Origin of the sequence: Bacillus sp. FSL P2-0099 (assembly GCF_038007445.1) — a bacterium.
Classification (GTDB): Bacteria; Bacillota; Bacilli; order Bacillales; family Bacillaceae_G; genus Bacillus_A; species Bacillus_A mycoides.
Map to the genome: position 1 here is coordinate 353824 of NZ_JBBOXE010000002.1, position 20181 is coordinate 374004.

Genomic DNA, 20181 nt, shown 5'->3' on the forward strand with positions numbered 1-20181 from the left:
AATGTACCGGTTGTCCAAAATTGTACTAGTTGTATTTTCTTTGTTACAATATATTTATTAATATAAGAGCATTACCTCTAAAGGAGCTTAGAATATGAATAAGAAGAAAAGAGACGTTTTAGATAAAGCACATGAGCTATTTATAGAACAGGGATATCACGCGACATCTATTCAAGATATTTTAAATCATAGCAATATTTCCAAAGGTTCTTTTTATAATTATTTTTCTTCCAAAGGCGAACTATTCAAAGCTGTATTTAAACTTATCCAAGAAGAGATGCAAGTGGAAAGAGACAAATTACTTATTGGAGAAGATTGTAAAGATATTGCTATCTATATAGAACAAGTCAGCCTCATGATGGAACTTAATAAAAAAAACAAGTTAATGCAATTAATTGAAGATGTGCTTGTATCAAACGATCCAGATCTCATACAATTTATTAAGCAGTCTAAATACTTATTTTTAAGTTGGGTGTATAAACGCTTTACAAATATTTTCCCCGAGGATAAATCAAATTATTTAGTGGATTGTGCGGTTATTTTCATAGGTATGATGCAGAATATTCTTCATACCAGTAATGCATGGAATCAAACAATTACCATAAAGCAAATTGTTACTTATTGTATGGATCGGATAATTATCATTTTGGAAGATATTAGTGAAAAAAGCATTCAATTATTTACACCCGCATATATAAATGAATTTTTACCTCAATCAGATTATAATGATTTTTTTAACAATGAATTTTCAATTGCTACGCTACACTTAAAAAAAGTGATTGAGAAAAAAAATGGTTTCGAAAAGCAGAAAATGACAACATGTTTAAACCTGTTGTACTTTATTCAAGAAGAGATTATGTATAATAAAGCAGATTCAAGAAAATTTTTAATCGAGAGCGCTTTAACAACTTTAAAAAATAGTCCAGAAATCAATACCACTCAGGAATATATACAATATGAACAAATTTTAGGGAAAATGAACTATTTTCCGATTTCATAAATTTCATTTTCTTCAACCTAAACTATATACACAAATTTAAAGGTATTCTTATAATGAAAAGATTCTATATCCTGTATGTATAGGGTCTTCCAATATATTTTTTTATCATCATATTTAATCGTTGTGAAGCTTTATAAAAAAGTTCGATTAAAAATACTTTGCAAACTTATATTGTACGATAAATAAAACGAATCTATTTTGAAAAGGGATTGCTCAAAATGGATTCGTTTCTTTTTGAATGAACATTTAGTTTTATAAAAATGTTTGATTAAAACGCATTTAGAATTCTTTGATTGAAAAGATAAAGCATCGCATCTTTTTTAGAAACGTCGCAACTTTATTCAAAACTTCGCGTCTTTCTTACAAACATCGTGACTTTATTTCAAATCCACAATCGTTTGTGAAAACAAAGGCATACTTGCTACTCGACTTGATACATTTGTCATTATGTTCACTTCCTATACTTTAGACTTATTTTTACCATGAAGGGGTCCAACAAGTAATACCAACCGATGGAGCTCTGTTTTGGACTGTGGCTAGAAGTAGTCTATCTTCAATGCCATTAACTGCATTTACAACTAATGTAAGAGTGTCATTCAAATCTACGCTCTCTTGTTTTGTACTTTTTCTAAAACAATTTCCGATATTTCATTAGCATATTTTTTAGAGTCAAATTCGTCATAGTTACTTAATACCGCAACAGACAAACGCTCTTCTGGGAACCGCATGAAGTGTGAATTAAAACCTGCCCAGCCTCCTGAATGTTCCAAATATCGACAATTAAAACCCTCTGCAACCCTTAGCCCAAAAGCATAATCTTCATTGTTAATAATCGTCTCTCCAGTTGGAGAAATTTTCGGACCTATTTCGCTCATTCTTTTAACAAGGTCTTTTCCACCAATGGTACCTGTAGTTAAATTTTCTCCCCATCTTACCAGATCTTCAACAGTTGTATGAACTGCCCCATCCCCTGTATGTTCCCAAGGGCTTTCATAGATTTCATATATTCCTTGTTCATTCTTCAAATATCCACTAGCAATTGATATAGTAGTTGGGTAGTAATCCACAATTGTTGTGGCCCTCATATTTAAAGGGTCAAAAATACGCTCCTTTTTAAACTGACATAGAGACTTGCCACTTACTTTCTCTATCACTTGTGATAATAAAAAATATCCTGTATTGCTATACTCAAATTTTGTTCCAACTGGGAACCTTGCAATTTGATGACTTTTAAGGTGTTCTAGCGATTCTTCCACAGTTAATGTATCAGTATATTTAATATTTGCTGCTTCAGCCAATTCCATATAATCAACTAGTCCACCAGTGTGATGAATTAGGTGTCTCAATGTTACAGGTTCAGCATATGCTCCTATAGAAGGGACAAACTTTACAATTGAATCATCTAAATTCAATTTCCCCTCTTGTTCTAAAAGTAATATAGAAAATGCTGTAAATTGTTTAGAAACTGAAGCAATATTAAAAATAATTTTGGTATTTATGGGTATATTCCCCTCTATAGAAGCTAAGCCAACTGCACCTTTATAAGTTACTCCGCTATCGAAACTAGCAATATATGCAAAGCCAGGAGCTTTTGGCGAAAACTTGTTAAATAATTGTTTAATCGATGTATGTGTCTTTTCATTATATGTATTATTCATCTCAATCACATACCCTTCCTTTAAATGATTAGCAATATATTAACCTGTTATCTTTCTCATATTTAATCCAATTGGACTCCGTATCGGATTATGAAATCCAACAATGGGATGACCATCTTCAGGCTGGTTGCGCAGACCTACTTGGATACTTCAGTTTTGGACTATCTTTTGCATCATTCCAATATATTTTAAATTTTAGAATTAGGTTCCACATTTCACTTCAACTCAAAACGACATATTTTATATTTGACTACAATAAAGCATCATCACACTAATTTCTTTAGTTTCTAAATTCTTCTCTTTTTAGAGGGCTTAAATTTAGTGAGTGCTATTATGCCCGACTTTACGGAAGTACCTCTTTCAATCCCAAAACCACTCATGGCAACGTAATAGATATTTTCGAAATGAGGGAAATAGCATCTAAATCACAGATGTTATTGACCAAAATCTCTATTTTACTTTCAGATTTAGGACCGATGTACTAGCGAATATGAAAACTATTTACCAGTCCTCTGTGAAGATAGGTTTTAATAAAATATTCAACTCCCTTATACCTTATACCTTTTCCCGATTTCGGTTATAGTCTACAATTTTTATAGTCATCGACATCTTATTCCATAGTGTTTTACCTTTTCGATATAAAAATCCGAATACCCATTTTAAACAACTAAATTATATTAGACTATATTCACAAAAAAGCAGGTGGTTTCCAACTCTTTATTTTTCATTGTAGTTTCAAATGTAGTATTGGGTAGTGATGCCCTGCATTATCTGTAAGTTCCCCCTTGACTTCAGCTAACTAGTTCAAGTGAGAGTGTCAAGAAAGTAATCCTGTATCTTTTGCCTTTTGTACGGCTTCTTCTCGATTTTTAACTCCTAGCTTCTCATAGAGATTGGAGGCGTAATTTCTTACCGTTCCGTTTGACAAGTAAAGTTTCGAAGCTATTGTTTTATAACGGCTTCCTTGTGATAATAGTTCCAAAATCTCTAGTTCTCGTTTCGTTAATCCATACTCTTTTCCATCTGATCGTGATTCAAATGATCCTGTTTCTTCATTTTTTCCCCACATTCTATGGAACAAGTCATGATTAATCATCGTGCCTCCTCGATAGACTAGACGAATTGATTCAGCTAGTTCACGCGAATCTATGGACTTCAATAAATATCCATCCGCACCATTTCGTATGATTTCTTTTGCCCTTTCTGTATTCTGAAAGGTTGACAGAATGAGTACACGAATGTCCGGCCATTTTTCCTTAATCATTTTAGTCGCATGAATTCCATCCAAATTAGGCATCTCTAAATCCATTAATACTACATCTGGTTTTAGTCTTTCACACAATTCCATAGCCCGTTCTCCATCTTCAGCCATTCCCACTACTTGTAAATCCTCCTGTCCATCCAAAATTGTATGAAGACTTTCTCGAATAAATGAATGATCATCGACAATACACATGCGGATTTGTTCATTAGACAGTTGTGCTTGTTTCGGTAAAACACATGAAATTAACGTCCCTTCCCCCTTTTTGGAATAAACAATGACTCTTCCTTGAGACTGACTCACGCGCTCTTTCATTGCAGTTAATCCAAAGCCATCCTTCCACTCTTCTACCCCACAGCCATTATCCTGTACATCCAATCTTATCTGTTGTGGTTCAAAGTGAAGTGACACAATGATTTCTGTGGAATACCCATGGCGAACAGCATTTGTTAGTGATTCCTGCAAGCTCCGATATAGTGTCATTTTTGATTGTTTGGAGGCCATATACTCTTCCCCTATTATTCGAGTACGTACATTTACTTTTGCATGTTTCTTAAATTCCTCTGTCAATTGTTGTAATGTGACAGCTAAGGGAAGCGATTCTTGCGATAAATCCAATTTATGTAAATGCAGTCTTACTTCTTCCATACTGTTACGGGCCAATTGTAATAATGAATCGAGCTGTTGCTCTCCTTCTTTAGACTTTAATTCCATACGTAATGTTTCCATCCCCATAATAATTGAGGTATAGGAATGCCCCATCGTATCGTGTAAGTCTTTTGAGAGCCTATCACGTTCCTCGAGTAATGTAATCCGCTCAACTTGGGATACGTATTGTTCCAATACATGTTTCTGGTTCCGAATAGTTTCACTTTGACGGTAATTAATAGCCAGTAAACGAAAGAAAGAGCCCATAGCAAAAGCTAAACTGAGTTGTAGGATGATTACCCATAAATCTGTTACTTTGGAAAATATCGAAATGAGCAACGGGAACAAAATAATTGTGATAGGACCCGACCAGCGGTAAGATTTATGAGCGCTATTTGCCGCAATCATAAAAGTTGGCATTAAAAAAGTAAGATACGCTGACGGAAATAATAAAGTTAAATAGAAACACACTCCGCCAAATAATATTATTTCAGTAAACAAATAATAGCGATAACTGAACATTAAACAAATCCAAGGTACTGAAAATGAAACGATTTCCCAAAGAATTATGATCCAAAGTGGTACTGTCAAATGATCTTGTCGTTGGATAGTCGTTGATATCAATGATAGCCAAATAATAAAACGTATACAAAGTAAGGCCCAATCATACCAGAACCATAGTTTCAAAGTCTTAAACAAATTATCACTCCTTTATAGCTTTAAACATGGAATGCGTGTACATTCCAATAATTCGAACTAAGCAGTTTCCAATAAGATTATGTATCCAGATGAAAATGAAACCAACAATCATGACAAAAATTGCTGTCTCCCATGAATTCACAGCAATGCCCAATAAGTATATATTAAAATATCGAAAAAGTAAGGGTGTAACGATACATACTAGCGGCATTACATACAGTAAAACAGCACATATAAGGCTCATTATTCCGACAAAAAATTTCTGCATGAGCCAAAAAATAGCCCTCCAGTTGCTATTATTAAGGATTGTATCTCTCGCTTTAATCCATTTATCTCCCTCCTCTTTTTTTCTTGGTTCGAATAACTCTATCGATATATCTGCATAAACCTTCGTCTGAATACGTTCATACTGAACAAACGTGTGAGTTGTTTGTAGCACCCAAGCCAACAAGGGAATACCCAAAAAGATAATCGTCATTACTAATGCAAATGTAATGCTGACCAGATAGAAACAAAAGTAAAAGAATCCGGATACAAAGGTAAATAGCAAGAAATAAAAATCTTGCAAAGTTTTTTGAGCTGATGCTTTCGTCATTAAAATCTCTCCTCCTCATTCATTGCTAATGCGTTAAAAGCTACTTTTTGATTCTAAGTATTTTTCTGTCACATACGGTAGTGTCAAAGTGTCATGGTTTGTATGACATAACTATCAATACAGCCTTAGCCCACTCAATTTTTGTTATCCTTTATAAATATGACAAAAGTTCATTATCAATCATTCCTACATAAGCATCAGCTATTTCACATGTTTGTCCTGGTTGAAGGGAGTTCATTAACGTCTCCATATCTATCCGTATATACTCTGTACCTTTCTTAATTCTTCCATCTTGAAAATAGTCAGGGTTAGGATTTTTTTGATAAATACGTGTATTCGACTTGATACGAGAGATATAGTAGGCCTCCTTATCTTGTATATATTGAAGGTCTTTTAAATGAAAATAACCTAAATCTTGGATACATAAATCATTCGCTGTCACAGTTTGGGCACACAGAGAGACGTAAGTGCGATCATGTCGTTTACCTGGACCTGTATGAATATGTAGGAACTGCCCACTTAACAAATCATACTCAAGTTGAATTTTTATCCCAGCTGTATGGCTGCATCCTCCTGCACCTGGATAAACCGATGAAAATACATCCGGGAGTTGAAATGCAGTTGAATCTAAAGTACGAATACGCTTGAAAACAGAAGTGTATGGAGAAGAAATCGGCATAGATGTGGCCAATTTTTTGTTTAGTAGTTCGGCTAGTAGGCGTTGTAAGAGTTGGACGGTCGCCTCATTAAATCGTTGATTCAGTCCCTCAGGACTGATAAGTACTTCTGTTGATGCTTCTAAACAGCTAGATAACTGAGTTAAAGAAGTCATAGCTATATTTTGGCTCAACCATACACATAAAGCGACTAAATCTTTTGCCTGATACTTACTGGTTCGTTGTACAAAACCAACATCTCTAGCAAGATTCCGTAAGGTATTTGAAGATAAAAAACTTTGAATCTCTTGAGCAAATAGTTGTAATTCGTCAGACACAGAAACAGACATAAAAAACACCATCCTTTCCTATGATTCTACAGAAAGAATAGCGTATTTTTTCATTATAGGGGGGCATTTCTTTTTATTAACTTGATAGCGATAGGGTACTGCCGCATGTCCATCAAATTAAGAACTTGCTTTACCCCCAAAATTTTTTTCAGAGTAAATTGTTTTTTTGAACCAGAAAGGTATATTTTTAACTATAAAAACTATGACAAAATTTATCCGGTTTTCCTTTTTGCCTACTTGCTAAATTCAGCAAGTAAAATATTTTTATAAGGATCAGGACTGTTAGCACTACGCATACTGTTCAAACTGACGGCCAACGTATGCTTACCGCCAAGTGTACCTCCAGCAAAAGTGCTAAATCCTGGAATGTCACCTGAGTGTCCCCATATCGTGACACCGCTTTGAAGCTTAGTTTCATAGATTCCAAGACCATATCTCCCGATTTCAGCTCTTCCTGTAGGAACTGTAGTAAGCATTTGTTTTAGCTGCTGTTCTTTCATTAATTTGCCACCGAGCAAGTAAGAAAAGAATTTGTTTAAGTCGTCAGCAGTAGAAATCATCTCTCCAGCCGAGCTACCTATACTTGGATTAAAATAAGTAACGTCTTTTAGCTCATTTGCTTCGTCTGGTTGGACATATCCATGGGCATGCTTAGTGCCTGGAATAACGCTTGAATTACCAGGTAGGAATGTATTCGACAATTCAAGTGGTTCAATAATCCTATTTTCAATCTCCTCCGCATAGCTGTTTCCGGTTACTTTTTCAATAAGGATACCTAGTAATACGTATCCTGTGTTTGAATAAGACCAGCCCTTTCCTGGGGCAAAGTTTGGCGGCATCGAAAGTCCAATCTTCACTAGCTCTTCAGCGGTATACAATCTTTTTGTATGCGTAAAATCAGCTTCTTTTGATCCTGAGTATTCAGCGATACCACTTGTATGGTTCAACATCTGACGGATAGTAATCTGTTTAGCATCATATCCATTTCCTTGAATGATACCAGGTAACCATTTTTCAATGGAGTCGTCTAGATTCAGGCGGTTCTCTCCAGCTAATTGAAGTAAAACCGTCGCGATGAACGTCTTCGTCACACTACCAATGCGAAAGCGAAAATCTGTTTTCATTGGTTTCTTGGTGCTAAGATCCGCTACCCCAGCGGCATAACCCCACGTTTTTCCACCCTCAGAAGTTTTAGCAAGTATCCCCGGGAATCCAAGTTGCAATGTATCCCGTATTGCTTGACGGCAGTACGATCTCGTTGAGTACTTGTTTGTAACGAACTAGATACACTTTGAGTAGGCTCTGCTTTTACAATTGAGGTTGGCGTTGTGTATAACAGGGAACTTCCAGCTATTAAAAGGGCAAGACTTGCAAATGTAATTTGGCTACGTGTTTTCATAAGGTATATTCCTCTTCTCTATTTATATTGTATAGTTAGTTGCTTGCTGTTTCGTATTAACCACACAGCTATTATCTCCACCAATGACAAAAGGTCAAAATTGAATTCGTAATCATATTCATAATTATTATTTTTACAAGCGCCATTCTGTCCTAAGTAAGTCCCTCTTTTTCCATATGTATGTTAACCCTAGAAATTACTTCTTTTCCTTGAAACACTCTTGTTACTGGTTTGTTTTTCATAAATAGGTCATACCTGTTTCCCCTTTCACGCCTCTTTATATTTTTATCATACACAATGAAAATCTCCCCTCCTCATTTATTGTTAATGCGTTAAAAACTGCTCTTTGATTCTAAGTGTTTTTCTGTCACATACGGTAGTGTCAAAATGTCATGATTTCTATGACATAGCTATTAATACAGCCGTATCCCACTCAATTTTTGTTGTTCTTTATAAATATGACAAAAGTTCACTATCGACTATGACTCGCCACTTGCTAAACTCTGTTCATACACTAACGAGCCGCTAACTCGTTGTGCTAACAAAAAATTTCAATCAAATAAAGGAGCGTACAAAAATGAAACAAGCAATTAACAAACTGGGGATCGTTGCAATTCTTCTTTCTTCTTCAACCATGATTTCTGCGTGTTCCCAACAATCGTTAGAAGCAGGAAAATCAAAACCATCGGCATCCACGACTAATATCCAAATGACGAAAGGACCTAATAATAAAAAAGAAATAGAATCTTTTGCTGATCCATTATTTGAAGAAAAAATGAAGAAGTACAATGTGAACGGTTCTAGTTTTGTCGTCGTTCATGATGGAAAGGTCGTTGTCAATAAAGGATATGGATATGCTGATAAAGAAAAGAAAATCCCCGTCACTAAGGACACGGTCTTTCAAATCGCTTCCGTCTCGAAAACTTTTACTGCTTTGGCTGTGATGCAGCAAGTCGATAAAGGAAAGCTTAAACTAGATCAAGACGTACAAAAATATCTTGGTGGATTACAAATACCTAATCAAACAGGGAAACCTCTTACCCTGTTTGATATGCTCACTTATACCAGCGGGGTAGATTTTCCTGATCTCACAAACATAACCGGACCTGAATATATTAATAATAGTATACCAATGAAAGAATTTTTCTCTAAACATATGCCAACTGTGGTACGGCCACCGGGTGAAGTTTATACGTATGACAACGTCGCATATGCGCTCGCAGGGTTTGCAGTAGAGAATGTTACTAACACCCCTTTCTCGAAATATATGGAAAAGAATATTTTCAAACCATTAGATATGAAATCTACAAGTATGAGCTTTACGCCTGATCTTCTCGAAAGAATGGCTACACATTATGGTCCCACTGGCGATCCGATTCCAACAAGTGGGAGCGGTTTAAGGGATACACCACAAGGAGGCATTTTATCTACTGCGGAAGACATGTCAAAATACATGATTATGCAACTACAGAAAGGAAAGTTTAAAGACAAAGAAATTGTAAGTAAAAAAAGCATAGATATGATGCATGCCTATCAAGTTTTTGATGATAAGACGATTCCTGTTGCGACAATTGGATTTGAAACGCCTTTTAATGAATTTGCTAACGGTCAACACGTTGTAATAAAAGGGGGAAGTATGCCTGGACATCAATCACTGATGATTTTAGTGCCTGAACAAAAAACAGCATTCTTCATGTCTTACAATAATGATTCAATGATGAGTATAGACATGTATGAAGCTCTCATGGATCACTATTTCCCTGCTAAGAAGAATGAAGTAAAAACAAGTTATCCCCCGTTAGAGGAAAAAGAAGCTCATAAATACTTGGGCTTATTCCAAAATACGCGTTTCGCTGCAATTCGCACTCATTTTACTTATGAAAATGGGAATTTGGTTATAGAGGGTGGTACAACGGGAAAACAAGTTCTCAAAATGATTCATCCGTTGTTATTTGAAGATTCGGAAGGCAACAAAGTTGCTTTCAAAAAGAATTCGGCTGGAGAAATCGCATATTTTCACTACAACTCTCCTAAAAGCCTTGATTTTATAGCAGATGCCCAGAGAATTAACAACAAACCACCTTTTGATGACGTTCCACAAAAGAGTAAATATAGAAGTCACATTGATAATCTTCATGCCCTAAATATTATGGGTGCTAAAACAGGTAATCTATTCAATCCGATGGACACCATGACACAAGGAGAATTTGCGGATACGTTGTTACTTGCTCATGGATGGAACGGTTTTCCAGACGAATCCAAGGAGGCAAGGGAAAAAATCATGAATGGAATTCCAGAGTATAACCGTGCTACTCCGATTACCCGACAGGTCGCAGCAACCATGATTCAAAACGTAAAGCAAATTCAAGACTTGAAAACGATTCAACCTGATAAAGCTATTAAAGTTAAATTACTTGATGCCGCAGATGACTGGGCAGTCCAATCGATTCAGGCACTTGCCTCCCAAGGAATTCTTGACCCTGATACTTCCATCAATGCTGACGGATCCTTTATGTTCCGTCCGAAACATCTGTTACTACGTCAAGAAGCAAGTGCCTTGCTGGATTTAGCTTTTGGCTATTATGCACTACCTAACAAACGGCAGTAGATATTTTATCTTAGATTGAATCATGAAAAAATTGGATGCTGATGAGAAACAAACATCCGGCTAAAATAATACAAAAAATTCTACTTTGTAAGATCTTTATGAAAACAGAAAAGATTCTAAAGATAATACGATACATCTTAAGTTTTTGCATTTAAAGAAGGAACCTATTATGAAATATGATAGGTTCCTATTTTGTTATTTAGGGGGAATCAAGTTCTGGTGCAAAAAATCTATAAAACTTGGGCATACTGATATTACTACTCTAGAAAAGGTGTGTGATCAGTATGAAAAAGGAAAATTTATTCAAATGGAAGCATTATCAGCCTGATTTAATTTTGTTAACGGTAAGATGGTACCTACGGTATAACCTCAGTTTTTGTGATTTGGTGGAAATGATGAAGGAACGGGGCTTATCTATTTCTCATACCACGATTATGCGTTGGGTTCATCAGTATGGTCCTGAATTGGACAAACGAATTCGTCGTCACCTCAAGCAAACCAATGACTCTTGGAGAGTTGATGAAACATATATAAAAGTTAAAGGGCAATGGATGTACCTGTACCGTTTTTCGGCTAATCCAGTAACAAACAAGAACCCTAAAACCGCGCCAGGATAGGAATGTATAAAAAAATGCATAGATCCGTAGAACAAAAAAAGGAGGTTCCCTTGTGAGAGTAAGGATCCGCCTTTTTCTTTCTACCCATAATAGGACTTTATGTTAACTTCTATGAATACAATATACATCCATCTCATAAGAAAAACCGCTAGGAAAACATCTTGACGGTCCTTTTGTGTATAAATCAAATGAGGAGTGATAGATATGATCCGGCACTCGTAACCATGTATAGATCGGTATGTTTTCGTTTTCCAAGCAGGTCAAACATATATAATTCACTGTCTGTTTAGACTTGCGTAATGGCTAAATTCCTTATTGATTATTTTATCGTGAGCTGGCGCTACTTGTGGACCTACCGAGTTGATGCACGTTACCAGAATATGCTTCCCGTCTAGAGATCCGACGGCTCTCGATTCATATCCGAAAGTACCTCCGGCATGCCCCCAGTAAGATTGCCCGTCCGCTGTTTTAAATTCATAAATCCCTAGTCCGACTTTACCAAAAGGTCCATCTACTGTTGTGTGCATCTGGTCCATCATCTCTGGAGTCAGAAGCTTCCCGCCCAACAACGCACTGAAGAAGGTAGTCAAATCATTAACTGTTGAGACTATATCTCCCGCCGCATTTGCCCATGATTGATTCATTTCTGTTAAATCATACAAATGACCCGATCTATCCATATTATATCCTGTGGCATGCTTACCCGGAATTTCGTGACTATTTCCCATCACAAATGTCCCTTTCATTCCAAGCGGTATGATAAACCGTTTCCTGATCTGCTCCGCATACGTTTCTCCTGTTACCTTTTGAATAATTTGACCGGCTAGTACAGTATTCATATTGGAATAATTCCAGCCCTTCCCTGGTGCAAATACAGGTGGCTTTGAAAGTCCAAGGTCGATAAGCTCATCGACGGAATAGTAACGGTATGGATTTTGAGGCAAAGTAATATCTCGGAAATCCAAATCTGTATAGCTAGCAAGCCCACTTGTATGATTCAATAACTGACGGATCGTAATTTTGTTGCCATCATACCCTTCACCTTTTATGACACCTGGCAGCCATTTTTCAATCGAATCATCCAGATTCAATTTTTTCTCGTCAGCCAACTGTAATACAACGGACGCTGTGAAAGTCTTTGAAATACTTCCAATACGGAATGAAAAATTGGACTCCACCGGGTGTGGTACTTCATAACTGGCTGTACCTGTAGCGTAAGACCAGCGTTTCCCGTTCTGTAACCCGCCAGCTATGACACTTGGGACTCCTTTGATGGTTACCACCTCATCAATGACGCGTTTGACTTCATCCCGATGCTTGCTTTTCTTTTCCTTCTCTGTCTCCACTTGTACCGCGCCTTTAGTCTGTACCGGGTTTACAGACCCATAAGCAGAAAATACCAGTGTACTCGCCGATATAGCTGTTAATGCAAGTACAGCTCCTTTTTGAATCTTGAGTAATTTCATAACGTATCGCTCCTATTATTTTGGAATGTTGTGTTGCTTTACATCCTCACCTTATCCCCAAAATTGTTAAATCGGATAGTGATGAAACCGCCAAACTTTTGTTGACACTCGGAATTGGACTTGTCACATATACCATATGACAAACTGTCAAATATCTCATGTGACGTGCTTGTTACAGTAAATTCTAACTGTTTACCCTCTCTTTCGCTTGACGGATCAGAAGTTTATGGTGCATGATAGGTTTGATTTATTCAGAATTTATTTTAAAAAATACAAGTAGGTGTGCATAATCCGTGTTCTCTATAATAAAAAAATGGTTCTGGTATGATTGGATATTTGTGGCCATACGAACGCTTTGGATGGTCATTATCATAAGCGCTAGTTTTATCAAACCGTCATTAATCGATGCGTCTTTTTGGGTCTTATTTTCTTTTGCTTTCGTCGTTTATCTCGTTCCATTAATCGCCTGGTGTAGAAATGCAGATTGGTATCTTGCAGTCGACGTCATGGCAGCGGGGGTTTTTCATCTTTATTTAGCCTATACAGCACCGGAGTTACTTTGGTCTTTCGTTTTACTTGTGATGAATATCGGCTTGGCCAGCAATCAAAGAACCTATGTATGGACAGGTATCCTCTGTGGAATCATATTGCCGGCATTGAACAGTTGGATCGCTGGTCGTCTCCCGTATGAATTTATCGTTAGCAACGGTTTTGGATTCGCCATCGGCTTCACGTTTAATATATTAATTCAGTCCCATAAGCAAGCCCTAATTATTCATGAGCAAAAGCTATTGCTGGAGCAGCATATTGAGCGGATTGAGGAACTTACGCTGATGGAGGAGCGCAGCCGGCTGTCACATGAGCTGCATGACACGATTGGCCATACGCTTACCTCACTCATCGTCGGCGTCGAATCGCTGCGATCGTCCGTACCGAATTCACAGATAGAGAGGATCGATTCGCTTGTCGGAATCGCCCAACACAGTCTGGTTGATATCCGAAAACATCTGCATCAGCTCTCTCATACTCCATTGAACCATTCGTTAAGTGCATCTCTACGGCAATTTACCGAAGATTTTATGAAGTCAACAGGTATAATGGTCAAATTCCATGTGATTGGCAGCGAGACTCTCGTTATGCAAAAAATAAACTTTTGTCTATATCGTTGCCTTCAAGAGTCTCTGAACAACGCAGTTCGGCACGGTTCGGCGAGCTTGATATCCGTTCAGTTGTATTTCGAGAGTCAGCATCTCAGGTTACAGATCGAAGATAACGGCATCGGAATGGAAGAAATCCAATTTGGATTTGAACTTAATGGGATGAAGGAACGACTTAAGCTATTTCACGGCACGGTGTCCGTGCATTCCGAGCCAGAACAAGGAACTTTCGTCATATGTAATATTCCGTTGCAGACAGAGCCTGCACATGATACAATCCGCCTGCTGCTCGTTAACGACCAGGTGATCATTACCGACAGTTTGAAGCAAATTTTGGATCAGCATACTGATTTTAACGTAGTTGGTACAGCCAGGGACGGTGGCGAAGCATTAGAACATTGTGAGCGGTCCCAACCGGATATCGTGCTAATGGATATTAGTATGCAGGGAATGAGCGGGATTGAAACTTTACTTGAGATGAAACAACGATGGCCTGATATGAAGGTTGTGTTCATGACAACGTTTGAGGATTCCTTGCAGGCAGCAACTGCATTGGAGCACGGGGCGGAGGGCTACATGCTGAAGTCGATTCATCCGCGAGAGATGAAGGAAGCCTTGAAACTAATTTATAACGGAGGAATCTGGATCGATCAATCGGTCGCTACGCGAATTTTCGAAGAGATGAAAAGTCAACGCGAGCAATTGGAGAAGATCGGTTCAAGTCAGGAAAACTTCCCGTACGGGCTTACGAAACGTGAAATGGAGATTCTGGAGCATCTGTCAGGTGGACTGCGTTATAAGTCGATCGCCGCCAAATTATTTTTATCGGAGGGAACGATCCGCAATTATTGCTCGACTCTCTACTCGAAGCTCAGCGTCAACAACCGCGAAGAAGCAATAAAAAGGGCCCGAAAGGAAAATATTGTGTAGATGGTACTCAAGATATAATCATTTTTCCGTATTCGGGGCACGGCAACGATTACTATTTTTTGGGCCACTCATTATTTTAAGTAACAGAATTAGAGTTCCGTTAACTTTTGGAATGAATTTAACAAAATTTGTTTACAGAACACCTGTAAATATTGCTGGAAAATAAGTGGACGGAATACATTTAAAGAAAATCTTCTTGAAAACTTCAAATTTAATTACCTTAAAGTCATTGTTTTATCATACCTTTCAAAGTTTTTTACAAGTGGTCCGAAAAAGAACGAATCATTGTTATCCCCCATGCCCATCACCCCCCCAAAAAACAAATACTCTAAAACGAGAAAATTGGCATCTTTAGGTGAAAATGTACATTTTTTTTGTTTTTGGGGCGTTATAAAATTCTTAAGTTGATGGGCATGTGGTGCTACCCCTACCAGGAGTAACGTTAGGGAAATGCGGATTTACAGCGTTAAGAAAACTGTAGCAAAAAAATCGATTCCTTTACGTAAAGGAGCCGATTTTTTTAATTTGGTTTATTAAGCTAATGCCCCCGTTAGTTTAATTAAAGGACATTTATTATAGAAAACAGATGAATATTTTATTGGATTCTCATATGAACCATCATTAATTTACAAGTACTATTTGCCCTAACTCTGATACCAATATAATGCTAGGTCATTCATTGTTGAAGCGTGCCCCTGTTGTCTTAGCATGGCTGTTATGTTACTCGCTGATAGGTACCATGGTTAGCAACATGAAATAAAATTTCTGAGTATGCAGTCTCTCTAGCACCTGACCAAGGATTATTCAAATTAATTTTTTGTTCTAAATCTTTTTGGCTATTCATCCATTCTTCATACTGTGAAGCTAGTTTTCAGTGTTATCAGCCGTGATGAGAAATACCATGTTGAGCATTTAACAAAGCTCTTGATCAGTTATGATTCTGATTCTTACAATGGTCTGAATTAGATTACAAAACGGAGTAATTGGAAAATAGGCGCGAATGGAGAGTGTAGCTATAATCAAAAAGTGAGGGGGGTGGGGGGGTTTGTCTGTACAGTTTAAAAGCAATTAAAAACAAGAGGATGGTTAATAAAGTGGAATTGTTGTAAAAATAGTAGGATATATACTTTGAGGTGTATATTCTATAAAGGGATAATATTGTATGGTTTCATAATAAGGTATAGCTGGATGTTGATAGTATGGCATATGCTGCATTGCATGATATACTGCATGCATTGTTGCTTGAGCTCCATGGGTTGTATAGACTCCGCCTATTGCCCTGTTTTTAATACAGTAAGGATTTATCATAATAATTCACCTCAGTTAATAATTAAATAAACATTTATATTATATGTCTAAAAACTAAACGGGGTCACGTCAGGATTATGCAGATTTATAACGATATTGAGATAAACCTAGTCATATCAAGCATTATCAATAGAGCATACTCTATTAATAATATAGCAAGTTGTTTATTTTAAAGGCTTTAGAAGCTCTAAAATGGATTTATCAAAATTAAATTGTTGAATTTAATCCTAGATTAGCCCCTGAAATCCATAATTGTTTCCGTACCCCTTTTAGGCTAAAAAGCCTTCTTTACAAAAGTTACCTTTAATCTAAGTACATTCACTTAACCAGTGCATAGGATAATTTTATAAAATCGTGAAGGGTTGAGAAAAATGTACTATATTCCTTTTATGTATCCATATCCTTATTATGTTAATGTACCTATGTATAACTATGGAAGGTTCTGTTGCAAAGTTTCTTAACAGAGAAAAAGTTGGTATGATTGCAGATGGGTCTTATTCAATCATTAGTAATTGTTGTAATTCATTATACGTCGAAAAAACGAAGTTTGGTTGTTGCAAACTTCGTTTTCGTTTATATAGAGCATGAACGGTTTCAATACCTTTCAAAGTACGTGAAGCATGACGAAGGCTTTGAAATCCTGTGGATTTGGCAAAACGCCTTTTTACATGTCTATGGTCTTGTTCAATGAGATTGTTCAAATGTTTGACTGTACAATGAGTTGTACGTCTATAAAAACCTTGTTCTTTTAATTTGTTAAACGCGCAAAGTAGCGCTGGGGCTTTGTCCGTTGTAAGAACCGTTGGTTCTCCAAAAGCCTTCACCAATCTTTTCATAAAGGCATATGCTGCCTGATGATCTCTTGTTTTTCGAAGTTGAATATCCAATGTATATCCATCCTTATCAATCGCACGATATAAATAACGCCATTTTCCTTTCACTTTTATATAAGTTTCATCTAATTTCCACGATGATTGTACCTTTTTGTTTTTCTTTTTCCAGATTTGATAGATCAAATTTCCATATTCATGGACCCAACGCATAATAGTTGTTGGATGAACCGATATGCCACGCTCTCTCAAAAGTTCAGATACATCGCGATAGCTTAAAGAAAAACGACAATAGTAGCCGATGGCTACTAAAATAATATCTTTCTTAAATTGTTTTCCTTTAAAATATCTCATTTGTGATTCTCCTCACTCTATTTTGAAAAAGTTTAGCTTACTTTTAAAAACTTTGCAACAGAACCTGGAAAAGTAATAAAGAAGGTTTCCCGCAAGGCTTTAAGGCTGGTGATTTTGAACTATCATTTAGTAGTGGCGGTAAACCTGCATACCTTGACTGGGCTTACAAATCATCAGATATTATTTGAAATTAGATGAAGAAGACGGATTTTCCGTCCTCTTTCTTTGTATCTTTTTAAAAAAGGATATATTGTCATTTTCTCAATTTTTATTAAATCTATTTAAACTTTTCATTTAAATAGATTTAATAAATTTCCCTCCAAGAAAAGAGGCCAACTACCTTTTAAAGTAGTTGGTCCTCATTTACAAGTGTCATAATTAGCATTTACTTGCTATGACTTATAACACTTCACACAATTATATTTTAAAATGCTCACTTATACCTTAAACCCTCCAATCAACTCTTGAAGTTCTTCTGCCATTTGTGCCAATTGAGTTGCTGAAGAATTTATCTCTTCCATGGAAGCATGTTGTTCTTCGGATGAACCAGCTATAGTTTGCATACTTGTGGTGTTCTCTTTTGCAGCTACTGCTATTTGATTAATAGATGTATCGACTTGCATTGCATCAGATGTCATCTTATTTGATAGGTCCACCATACCATGTATTTTGGAAACGATATCATTCGCTGAATTTGAAATTTTATAAAAACTTTGTTTTGTATCATTCGCTACCTTAATTCCCGACTGTACTTCTATTCCTACTTCATTCATAGCTTTAACAGTCTCATGTACATCTAATTGTATTTCCTTAATTAATTTTCCAATTTCCATTGAAGATTGTCCTGATTGTTCCGCTAATTTCCCAACTTCATCCGCAACAATTGCAAATCCACGTCCCTGTTCTCCTGCCCTAGCCGCCTCAATCGCCGCATTTAGTGCTAGTAGATTTGTTTGTTCAGCAATATTTTGAATCGCTTCTAATATAGTGCCTATTTGCTGCGATTTCTTATCTAATAATTTAATTACATTATCGGATTGGGAAACAGAATTATGTATAGACTGCATTTGTGTTACAGTTTGTTCTACTAATTGTTCCCCCTCATTTGCTTTTTGTTTTGTATATAAAGATGAGCTCGATACTTCAGAAGCATTATCAGCTACACATTGAATATTTCGTGTTACCTCACCTATTAATTTAGCTCCAGACTCAACTTCATTATTTTGAACTTCTGCACTATGTGAGATTTCTTCCATTTCTTTTGTAATTTGTTCTGTTGCAACACTTGCTTGCTCTACACTAGCAGTTAGTTCCTCAGAAGAAGCTGCTACATGTCCTGCAGATGTGTTAATTTGTGAAATAATATTGCGTAAAGACTCTGCCATAGCATTGAAACTATAACCCAATTGACCAAGTTCATCCTTTGAACGAATATCAATTTTCTCCGTTAAATCTCCTCGACTAATTCTTTGAGCTGAAATAACTAATTGTCTTAGTGGATTAATAATAGATCTAAGAACGAAGAAAATTATTATTCCACCTAATAATAATGAAGCTCCTATTATAGCAAATGTTTTATAAAAAATAGGATTGGTAGCTTCTTCAATTTCTTTCGTAGGCATTACACCAGCTATTTTCCAACCTGTTTTTTTATTTGTCTTAAAGCTTATGTTGCGGTCCTCACCATTGAGGCTATACGTAATCTCTCCATCTTCTTTCTTATAAAGTTCATCTGCTAAAGATTTATCTAATTTTTCACCAGGTTTTAATGTTGGATGAACAACTATAGTTTTATCTTGACCCACTATAGCTACAAAACCTTGCTTTCCTATCTTTATCATTTTAGATGTTTTTACGATATCATCAATATTTAAGTCCATACCAATGACACCACTTTTATCTGCATTTTGTTTGGCAATCGCTATTACCATATTTCCTGTAGCTTTTGATTTATACGGAGATGAAACAATAATTTCTCCATTCGCTTTTACAGCATCCTTATACCAACTACTTTCTAACGGATTAAATCCTTCTGGTATTTCTCCAACAGGCGCATGAATAAATTGATTGTTACTGGATGCGGAATAAATTGTTTCTATCTCTGGATGTAACTGTATATATTGTTCAAATTTACTCTGTACATTTTGTAATTGATCAGGATTATAATTGCCTTGTGTGATTAATTTTGCAAAATAAGTTACATCTATATATTTATTTTCTAATTCATCATCAACAATCTTATCTAAAATACTTACATTATCTTTTGCTGTTTGTAGAATTGTTTCATTAAGATCTGTTTTCGCCTCATCATAAGATGTTATTCCTACGATAAGACTAGGTATAATTAATATTGCAATAAATGCCATAGACAACTTCGTTTTTAGCTTTATTTGTTCCAATTTTTTTTTTATATTAAACACGATTTACTTCTCCTTTTCATTCTTACAACTCATATTATTTATTTAAATGTTTACTCCTTTATCTTTTTCTACAATTATTTATGGTATCATTTGAAATGAAATTACTACTATATTCTTTTACATGCATCTTCATAGATAGCGATATAGCTTTCACAAGCGGAGTTTTATTTATCCCCCCTTTCAAGTATGTTATTTTTCTATTTTAAGCAAATATAAAAATAAGAA

General features: G+C 36.2%; 11 protein-coding genes and 4 pseudogenes. 4 read left to right on the forward strand and 11 right to left on the reverse strand.

The genetic code is table 11. From position 1 onward, the window contains the following. Window positions 1-94 precede the first annotated feature (94 nt). Complete coding sequence (locus MKY90_RS29330; protein ID WP_033728683.1) at window positions 95-1000, forward strand: TetR/AcrR family transcriptional regulator; 906 nt, start codon at window positions 95-97, stop codon at window positions 998-1000. Between the two features lie 602 nt (window positions 1001-1602). On the opposite strand, the gene MKY90_RS29335 is transcribed toward MKY90_RS29330, so the two are convergent. The 6 genes and pseudogenes from MKY90_RS29335 to MKY90_RS29360 form a co-directional block, all read right to left on the reverse strand. Then, entirely contained in the window at window positions 1603-2658 is a 1056-nt protein-coding gene (locus MKY90_RS29335; protein ID WP_341093821.1) for a serine hydrolase domain-containing protein, read from the reverse strand. A gap of 817 nt (window positions 2659-3475) precedes the next feature. Continuing rightward, window positions 3476-5266: a helix-turn-helix transcriptional regulator gene (locus tag MKY90_RS29340; RefSeq protein ID WP_061675849.1), complete on the reverse strand. Its 1791-nt coding sequence runs from the start codon at window positions 5264-5266 to the stop codon at window positions 3476-3478. A gap of 4 nt (window positions 5267-5270) precedes the next feature. Continuing rightward, window positions 5271-5861, reverse strand: coding sequence for a sensor domain-containing protein (locus tag MKY90_RS29345; RefSeq protein ID WP_002191450.1), 591 nt, complete (start codon window positions 5859-5861; stop codon window positions 5271-5273). Between the two features lie 175 nt (window positions 5862-6036). Then, a pseudogene (locus MKY90_RS29350) lies at window positions 6037-6867 on the reverse strand (IS4 family transposase); the annotation flags it as partial. A gap of 233 nt (window positions 6868-7100) precedes the next feature. Next, window positions 7101-8266, reverse strand: a pseudogene (locus MKY90_RS29355) (serine hydrolase domain-containing protein). 152 nt (window positions 8267-8418) lie between these two features. Further along, window positions 8419-8562: a hypothetical protein gene (locus tag MKY90_RS29360; protein ID WP_002191445.1), complete on the reverse strand. Its 144-nt coding sequence runs from the start codon at window positions 8560-8562 to the stop codon at window positions 8419-8421. 281 nt (window positions 8563-8843) lie between these two features. Between MKY90_RS29360 and MKY90_RS29365 the strand changes: the two genes are divergently transcribed. Both MKY90_RS29365 and MKY90_RS29370 read left to right on the forward strand, forming a co-directional pair. Next, the gene (locus MKY90_RS29365) at window positions 8844-10874 is read left to right on the forward strand and encodes a serine hydrolase (protein ID WP_341093648.1); all 2031 of its coding nucleotides are present in this window, start codon (window positions 8844-8846) and stop codon (window positions 10872-10874) included. Window positions 10875-11158: 284 nt separating this feature from the next. Further along, window positions 11159-11440 (forward strand): annotated as a pseudogene (locus MKY90_RS29370) (IS6 family transposase); the annotation flags it as partial. A 326-nt stretch (window positions 11441-11766) separates the two neighbouring features. Here MKY90_RS29370 and MKY90_RS29375 read toward each other — a convergent pair. Beyond that, window positions 11767-12957, reverse strand: a complete 1191-nt coding sequence (locus tag MKY90_RS29375; protein ID WP_215553235.1) for a serine hydrolase domain-containing protein — start codon at window positions 12955-12957, stop codon at window positions 11767-11769. A gap of 293 nt (window positions 12958-13250) precedes the next feature. Between MKY90_RS29375 and MKY90_RS29380 the strand changes: the two genes are divergently transcribed. Further along, on the forward strand, window positions 13251-15044 hold the full coding sequence (locus tag MKY90_RS29380; RefSeq protein WP_341093651.1) for a hybrid sensor histidine kinase/response regulator transcription factor: 1794 nt from the start codon (window positions 13251-13253) through the stop codon (window positions 15042-15044). A 644-nt stretch (window positions 15045-15688) separates the two neighbouring features. Here MKY90_RS29380 and MKY90_RS29385 read toward each other — a convergent pair. From MKY90_RS29385 to MKY90_RS29400, 4 genes and pseudogenes are all read right to left on the reverse strand, one after another. Further along, window positions 15689-15915: pseudogene (locus MKY90_RS29385) on the reverse strand (DinB family protein); the annotation flags it as partial. A 215-nt stretch (window positions 15916-16130) separates the two neighbouring features. Then, window positions 16131-16352: a hypothetical protein gene (locus MKY90_RS29390; RefSeq protein ID WP_235706420.1), complete on the reverse strand. Its 222-nt coding sequence runs from the start codon at window positions 16350-16352 to the stop codon at window positions 16131-16133. Between the two features lie 494 nt (window positions 16353-16846). Beyond that, entirely contained in the window at window positions 16847-17536 is a 690-nt protein-coding gene (locus tag MKY90_RS29395) for an IS6 family transposase (protein WP_061675864.1), read from the reverse strand. A 437-nt stretch (window positions 17537-17973) separates the two neighbouring features. Then, the gene (locus MKY90_RS29400; protein WP_341093653.1) at window positions 17974-19956 is read right to left on the reverse strand and encodes a methyl-accepting chemotaxis protein; all 1983 of its coding nucleotides are present in this window, start codon (window positions 19954-19956) and stop codon (window positions 17974-17976) included. Window positions 19957-20181: the final 225 nt, after the last annotated feature.

What these genes read in the sequence shown, in the direction of transcription:
- MKY90_RS29345 (WP_002191450.1), bottom strand. Translation starts at nt 5,861, where the DNA reads ATGACGAAAGCATCAGCTCAAAAAACTTTGCAAGATTTTTATTTCTTG.
- MKY90_RS29375 (WP_215553235.1), bottom strand. Translation starts at nt 12,957, where the DNA reads ATGAAATTACTCAAGATTCAAAAAGGAGCTGTACTTGCATTAACAGCT.
- MKY90_RS29390 (WP_235706420.1), bottom strand. Translation starts at nt 16,352, where the DNA reads ATGATAAATCCTTACTGTATTAAAAACAGGGCAATAGGCGGAGTCTAT.
- MKY90_RS29335 (WP_341093821.1), bottom strand. Translation starts at nt 2,658, where the DNA reads ATGAATAATACATATAATGAAAAGACACATACATCGATTAAACAATTA.
- MKY90_RS29395 (WP_061675864.1), bottom strand. Translation starts at nt 17,536, where the DNA reads ATGAGATATTTTAAAGGAAAACAATTTAAGAAAGATATTATTTTAGTA.
- MKY90_RS29365 (WP_341093648.1), top strand. Translation starts at nt 8,844, where the DNA reads ATGAAACAAGCAATTAACAAACTGGGGATCGTTGCAATTCTTCTTTCT.
- MKY90_RS29330 (WP_033728683.1), top strand. Translation starts at nt 95, where the DNA reads ATGAATAAGAAGAAAAGAGACGTTTTAGATAAAGCACATGAGCTATTT.